The organism is Rugamonas sp. GW822-FHT03B10 (assembly GCF_058801745.1).
Genome location: NZ_JBXANP010000004.1, coordinates 376,276 through 383,110 on the forward strand (window position 1 = coordinate 376,276; position 6,835 = coordinate 383,110).

Below are 6,835 nucleotides of genomic sequence, written 5' to 3' on the forward strand. Positions count from 1 at the left end.
TTGTCCCCAAAACGCAAAATATTCATCAAAACCGATCTGAGCATCCCGAGAGTAGAGCACGAGTGGCAAGTTGACTCGGTAACTATCCCGCCAGAGGTATTTCCGCCAGCAGAGACACGAGTCATGCTCAGTGACATGTCGGGCTCGAATTGGACCTTTGACTTCGGGCGCTGGTACGGCAGCGGCATAGATGAGATCACCTATGCATGCCAACAGCAGATCCTTCGTTTTATCGCCAAACAGGATGCAGATCTATCCGCCTCAACGATCTTGGCGTATTGCCAAGCGGGGATGCGACATTTCCTTGAGTACATGGTCTTGCTGCGAGCGGCACTCGACCGCGACCTACGGCTTGCGGATATTAATCGAAGCGCTATCGACGGCTTCATCGGTTCAATCAGCGCCGAGTATTATTCCCCAGTTACTCGACGCTCCCGCTATAACAATACCAAGGCGGTTCTGAAGGCGCTGTGTGCACGGGGGCTGATTATTGAAGTGGTTGGTGGCGACAACGCCACGTTTCCTACTAACCCGTTTCCCGGCGCTGAATCGGCTGTAAAGGGAGCAAAGCCTCTCTCTAAAGTCGAACGTAAGGTTTTCGCCCAGGCAATTCGAAAGGCGGTGCTTCCACTGTTTGAGCCAGACGTAGTCGTAACGGCTGATCTGCTTGGCTACGCGTTACTCATCATCGCTCTGCACACGGGTCGAAACACTACACCCCTATTGGAAATGAGAAGCGACGCACTAAGACCCCATCCAAAGTCTGGCACCTCGTTCCTCGTGCTATACAAGCGACGCGGCCACTCGACCAGCAAGGTAGCCATTCGCGAATCAAGGAGCGATGCCTCAGAGATTGAATCAGTTCCAACTCTGCGCCCCACCATTGCGGCCGTTGTCCGTCGAGTCATTGAGCTCTCTCAAGCGTTGGTGGCTGACGCCCCAGCTGGAATTCAAGACAGGGTGTGGCTCTACCGCATGCGCAGTTCCGGCAGAGCAAAGGGATCTCCTGGAGCTGTTGCGGCACTCAAAGAATCCACGCTGGCGAACGCCATCACGAAACTCGTAAAGGAACACCAACTGGTGGACGCCGATGGCAACCCAATGCGAGTCAACGTTAGTCGACTTCGGAAAACATTCGTCAACCGAGTCTACGAAATTCTCGACGGCGACATCGCCGCCACTGCGGCAGCAGCAGGCAATACGGTGCGCGTAACGGCGACCAGCTATCTTCAGCCTAGTGAGGAGGCTGTCGGTAATTGGCGCTTTCTCGGTGAAGTGCTTACAACTGAGTTGCTTAATGGCACCATTGGAACAACCGAAAAGACACCAGTTGGCGGGTGCTCCGATGTCAAAGGCGGTGAGTATGCGCCAAAGAATCGCGCCGAAGTGTGTATGAGCTTCTTGAACTGCTTGCGCTGCAAGAACTATGTCGTAACCGGCGACGACCTCTATCGCCTCTTTAGCTTTTACTGGCGCATCTTGGCGGAGCGCTCCCGCATGGACGCTCGTCGGTGGAAAAGTCAGCTACGTCACATTGTCCGCCTCATTGACCGCGACGTTGTACAAGCCGGTCTAAGTCGAGGAGTTTTCAAACAGGAAATCGTGAACCGTGAGCGTGAGCGCGCTCGACACACCCCCCATCCGTTCTGGCGCAGTGAGCAATCCATTGCGGATTTTACTTCTCTTGGAGCCTTCTGATGAGTACCGCCTCTGAATTAGCCGATGACCACGCATCGCAGTTGTTGTCGCAACCGAACGATGTGCGCAACCTGCAATCATCCGAACGAGATCGCCTCATCGTCTCGATCGTTCGGGTCGACGGCAAAGCGCGCGTGTTAAGTAGCTATGGCGACAACATATGGTGGGCTCAAGGTATGACCACAAATACGCAACGTTCACGAGCAAAGATGGATTTCGAGCGCGTACCTGAGGTCTTCCGCCAGATGTCGAAACAGATCATGTATCGCTACATCCGTCGCGGTACAGCTGACTCGAGGCGTCCAGGAGCCAGCACTCAAGTACGCAATCACTTTCTGATTGTGTCATTCTTCCAGTATCTGAACTCTATCGGTGTCACTAGACTGAATCAAGTCACTCCGCTCATCTGCAACTCTTATGTTCAGCACCTTCGAGAGGGAAAGCGCCATACCATAGGCGACAGGCCGCCTAAAGTTCTGTCGGCGCCGGGCTTATACAAGAATCTCAAAATCGTCGAAGACATTTTTCATCTTAGCCAATACACGGACGAACCGATAGCTCAGCACCCATGGCCCGACTCATCCGCTGATCACATATCTGGCTACAGCAGGAGCAGGCCGAATGACGAATCTCGAACTCCTCTCATACCAGATGAGATATTCACGACGCTGTTTCAGCATGCATGGACGATCATCGAAAGAGCACCGGAGATTCTTGACCTACGTGATGAATTGCAGCGGCTAGAGACGGTAAAGTCTGATCTTCATCCACGCTATATCGCGTCCCTGAAGACGAAGGAGGTTCAACGGCACGGCTTCGGCGGCTACAAGGAATTCAAGAGCCTTGTTGCCGAGATCCGCACTGCAAGTTACATCGTTATCGCGAGCCTGTGCGGCTGCCGTAATCACGAGCTGGCCAATCTGCGCTCCGGCAGCTACTACAGCACGCAAGACGGCGAAGGCAATAGATTCTGGTGGATGAAGTCCAGATCTACTAAGACGTTCGAAGGCGATACCGAATGGCTCGTTCCAGAAGCGGCCGTAACGGCACTACGCATCATGGATCGATGGGCGCAACCATACCAGCAACGCCTGGTAAAAGAGATCGCAGACCGCCGCATAGCGGAACCAATGGATGTCAATATTGCCATTGCAACAGAGCACGTCGGCGCCGTGTTTGTTGCAATGGACCTGATGAATGGCAATCAGGTGCGAACGATGTCAACCACCACCTTGAACTCTGAATTGAAGCGTTTCTCAAATCGTTGCGATATTGCTTGGGACTTAGCCTCACATCAGTTTCGCAGGAAATTTGCCAACTACGCTGCCCGGAGCAAGTTCGGCGATCTTCGCTACCTGCGTGAGCACTTCAAGCATTGGTCGATGGATATGACGCTTGGATATGCCCTGAACGAGTCCCAGGAAATGTCGCTGTTCCTCGAAATCGGGGCCGAATTGGATGAACTGAAGGTCCAGACTGTCTCTTCGTGGCTAGAACAAGACGAGCCGCTAGCAGGTGGTTACGGCCAAAGTCTTGTGAACTGGCGTTCACGCGACGAGTGTATTACGATGTTCAAATCCCACGGTGCGATGGTTCGGTCCATCGCATTGAGCACACCGATTCGGAGCAATGGACACGCTTGGTGTACGGCTCAGGAAAATCAGTGTATAGGCAACGATCTCGATCGCACTCGGTGCGGCGACGGCTGCGAAAACGCCGTGATAGGGCGCCACCACACGACCATTTACCGCGCGCTTCATGATCAACTCGCAGAACTGCAAGAAGCCTCAGACATCGGCCCCGGCGGACGCGCAAGGGTCGCCCGGGACCTTCAACGTTGCGCGACAGTCCTGCAGCAACTTGCTGCCGAGCCCTTAGGACTTCAATGAACTCACGAAAAACTGCCGATCAACGGGAAAAGGATTTGCGGCTGGCAATCTTCCGCATTGAGCGCGGCCGTGCGCATAGCGGGGTCGGTAAACTGAACATCTCCGCCGTGGCGAAGGAAGCGGGTGTCACTCCCGCACTGATTCACAATCACTACCCTGCAATCGCAGAACAGATTCGCGTCAAACAGGGAGCATCGACCTCCGCACGTGCAAGAGAGAAATTTTCGGAATTACAGGCCGAGCGGAAGAAAAACGCGGACTTGCGTAGTGAGATCAAAGAACTTCAGGCCGATATCGCCCGGCTTGCAACGCTCAACGAGATGCTGCATGTGGATAACCAAACACTTCGGGCAGCACAGCAAAACAGAAACATCGTGGCAATCCGCCCGAAAAAGGGTTAACAGTCATAAACCGTTGTATCTATGTAACTTATAGCTAGTTAACAGTTAAGAAAGCGCCAAAAATATCGACCTGGCCATGGCGCTGGGCATACTGGCGGCGTCGCACCAGATTCCGGCCAACCGGCTGCACCACTACGAATTTGCGGGGGAACTGTCGCTGTCGGGCGAGTTGCGGCCGATCCGGGGCGCGCTGGCCATGTCCTATGCGATGCTGCGCGGGGGCAACCAGCGGGCGTTCATCCTGCCGCAAGCCAACGCCGACGAGGCGGCGCTGGCGGATGGCACCGTCATCCATCCGGCGCGCTCGCTGCTGCAGGTGTGCGCGCACTTCTCCTCCAGCGATGCCTCCGGCACATTGTCGCGGCATGTGGCCCAGATCGCCGAGATCCGCCGCGACTATCCCGATTTCGCCGACGTCAAGGGACAGGGTGTGCCGAAGCGGGTGCTGGAAATCGCGGCCGCCGGCTGCCACAGCGTGTTGCTGGTGGGGCCGCCCGGCGCCGGCAAGACCATGCTGGCCAACCGCTTTCCGGGGCTGTTGCCGGCGATGACGGCCGCCGAGGCGCTGGAAGCGGCGACGGTCCAGTCGATCACGGGCGAATTCCGGGCCGAGCAATGGAAACAGCGGCCATTTCGCGCGCCCCACCATACATCGTCGGGCATCGCGCTGGTGGGTGGCGGCAGCGTGCCGCGCCCGGGCGAAATTTCGCTGGCCCATTGCGGGGTGCTGTTCCTCGACGAATTGCCGGAGTTCAACCACCGGGTGCTGGAAGTGCTGCGCGAACCGATGGAATCGGGCCGCATCACCATTTCCCGCGCAGCCCGCCAGGCGGATTTCCCGGCCCGATTCCAGCTGATCGCGGCCATGAACCCGTGCCCGTGCGGCTACCTCGGGCATCCGGCCGGCACCTGCCATTGCCCGCCCGACGCCATCAGCCGTTACCAGAACCGCATCTCCGGGCCGCTGCTGGACCGCATCGACATGCAGATCGACGTGGGGCCGGTGGAGGCGGAAGTATTGGCCGCCGAGGTCGACGGCGAACCGTCGGCGGCGATCATGGTCAGGGTGGAACGCGCCTACCAGCGGCAATTGCGACGTCAGAACAAGAGCAACCAGCAACTGACGACGCGTGACATCGACCGTTTCTGCAAGCTCGACCGCGCCTCCGAACTGCGGCTGCGCACCGCCATGAAGCATTTTCACTGGTCGGGACGGGCTTACCACCGCGTGCTGCGGGTGGCGCGCACCATTGCGGACCTCGCCGGCAGCGACACCATCCGCAACGAGCACATTGGCGAGGCCATCCAATACCGGCGCGCGCTGCGCCCAGACTGAAGGCGGTCCCGGCGATTGCCTCAGCGCCACCGGCCCTGCTACCATCGGAACATGCGAAAAACCTCCCTCCCCCTCCTCCTGACGACGCTGCTGGCAGCGGGCCTGCTGGCCGCGTGCAGCCCCAAATACGACTGGCGCGACTACCGCGGCGACGATGCGCCGTACGCGGTGCTATTCCCCGGCAAACCGGCCAGCCAGACCCGCACCATCAACCTCGACGGTCAGGAAGTGAGCATGACGATGACGGCGGCCGAAGTCGATGGTGTGTCGTTCGCCGTCGGCAGCGCCCGGCTGGCCGACGCCACCAAGGCGCAGGCGGCGCTCGCTGCCATGAAGACGGCGCTGGTCAACAATATCGGCGCGGCCATTGTCTCGGACAAGACCACCGTGACCTCTTCCGGCACCGGCAGTCTGGCCGGACAGCAAACGCTGGTGGAAGTGGAAGCGAAAGGAGCGCACAATGGCGAGGCGACGTTGCTGATCGGTCATTTCATCGCCAGGGACAACCGGATTTACCAGGTGATCATCATGGGTGCGGAGAAAAATGTCGTACGCGACACGGTTGACACCTTCATGAGCTCCTTTAAACTAAACTAACAATAAGGCGCGGGGAGAAACTATGATGAATCGTCTTGCAAAATCCGCCTCACCGCCGGATGTTTGCCTGACCGGGAGTGGTTTGTCGGGACGTTGATGTCGATGTATGCGAACGGACAAGTCATGTTATCGTTATAAACAACAAGACTCGGAAAGTGCCTATGCTGATCACATTCAAATCCAAATCGTTGCCAGAAGTAATGATGTATCAGGAACATGCACAGCGCATCCTCGACCTGCTACACAAAAATCCCACCCGCGGGGTGATCACGGCGGCAGAAGCCGCCCAAGCATTATCTGTCCTGGAACACGAGGTCGCGCTGAGCAAACTGCATCCCGAAGTGGATGCGGAGCACGAGGTTCATACGCCCGAGCAAGAAGAGAGTGGAGATCTGCCCGAAAACAAGCGGCACTTACGTGTCGGCTTTGCGACGCGGGCCTTCCCCCTGTTGGAAATGCTGCGCAATGCCAAGCAAGAAGGTCAGGACATCATCTGGGGAGTCTGAGTGCCGGCAACATCGGCAAGCAGAACAAGAAGCGCTTCGTGATGAAGCGCTTTTTTTATGTCCGCGTTGGCTGAAGACGAAAAAAAACCCCGCCAACATTAAGTCGGCGGGGTTTTCTCATATAACTAGCTTGACGATAACCTACTTTCACACTGGTTGCAGCACTATCATCGGCGCAGAGTTGTTTCACGGTCCTGTTCGGGATGGGAAGGGGTGGGACCAACTTGCTATGGTCATCAAGCTTTGACTTGTATGGGTTGCGCGCTCATGCGCGTCACCCGGAATCTGGAAGAAGTAATTTTGGGTAATGAAGTTGTATCAACGAACGTTCCAACGCACTTCTCATTCACCACAACCTGCTAAGGTTATAGGGACAAGCCGTACGGGCAATTAGTATCAGTTAGCTTA

General features: G+C 56.7%; 5 protein-coding genes, 1 rRNA gene and 1 pseudogene. 6 read left to right on the forward strand and 1 reads right to left on the reverse strand.

Annotation, left to right across the window (positions count from 1 at the left end; genetic code table 11):
* From AC1RQG_RS09845 to AC1RQG_RS09870, 6 genes and pseudogenes are all read left to right on the forward strand, one after another.
* Entirely contained in the window at positions 1–1,698 is a 1,698-nt protein-coding gene (locus tag AC1RQG_RS09845; protein WP_493130721.1) for a site-specific integrase, read from the forward strand.
* Positions 1,698–3,587, forward strand: coding sequence for a site-specific integrase (locus tag AC1RQG_RS09850; protein WP_493130723.1), 1,890 nt, complete (start codon positions 1,698–1,700; stop codon positions 3,585–3,587). Before AC1RQG_RS09845 ends, AC1RQG_RS09850 begins: the two co-directional genes overlap by 1 nt.
* A complete protein-coding gene (locus AC1RQG_RS09855) occupies positions 3,584–3,988 on the forward strand; it encodes a TetR family transcriptional regulator (protein WP_493130724.1) in 405 nt (134 codons plus the stop codon). Before AC1RQG_RS09850 ends, AC1RQG_RS09855 begins: the two co-directional genes overlap by 4 nt.
* A gap of 67 nt (positions 3,989–4,055) precedes the next feature.
* Positions 4,056–5,324, forward strand: a pseudogene (locus AC1RQG_RS09860) (YifB family Mg chelatase-like AAA ATPase); the annotation flags it as partial.
* Between the two features lie 51 nt (positions 5,325–5,375).
* Positions 5,376–5,921, forward strand: a complete 546-nt coding sequence (locus AC1RQG_RS09865) for a hypothetical protein (RefSeq protein WP_493130725.1) — start codon at positions 5,376–5,378, stop codon at positions 5,919–5,921.
* Between the two features lie 161 nt (positions 5,922–6,082).
* Positions 6,083–6,427: a DUF1840 domain-containing protein gene (locus tag AC1RQG_RS09870; RefSeq protein ID WP_493130727.1), complete on the forward strand. Its 345-nt coding sequence runs from the start codon at positions 6,083–6,085 to the stop codon at positions 6,425–6,427.
* A 128-nt stretch (positions 6,428–6,555) separates the two neighbouring features.
* Here AC1RQG_RS09870 and rrf read toward each other — a convergent pair.
* A 5S ribosomal RNA gene (gene rrf, locus AC1RQG_RS09875) occupies positions 6,556–6,668 on the reverse strand.
* Between the last annotated feature and the right edge of the window lie 167 nt (positions 6,669–6,835).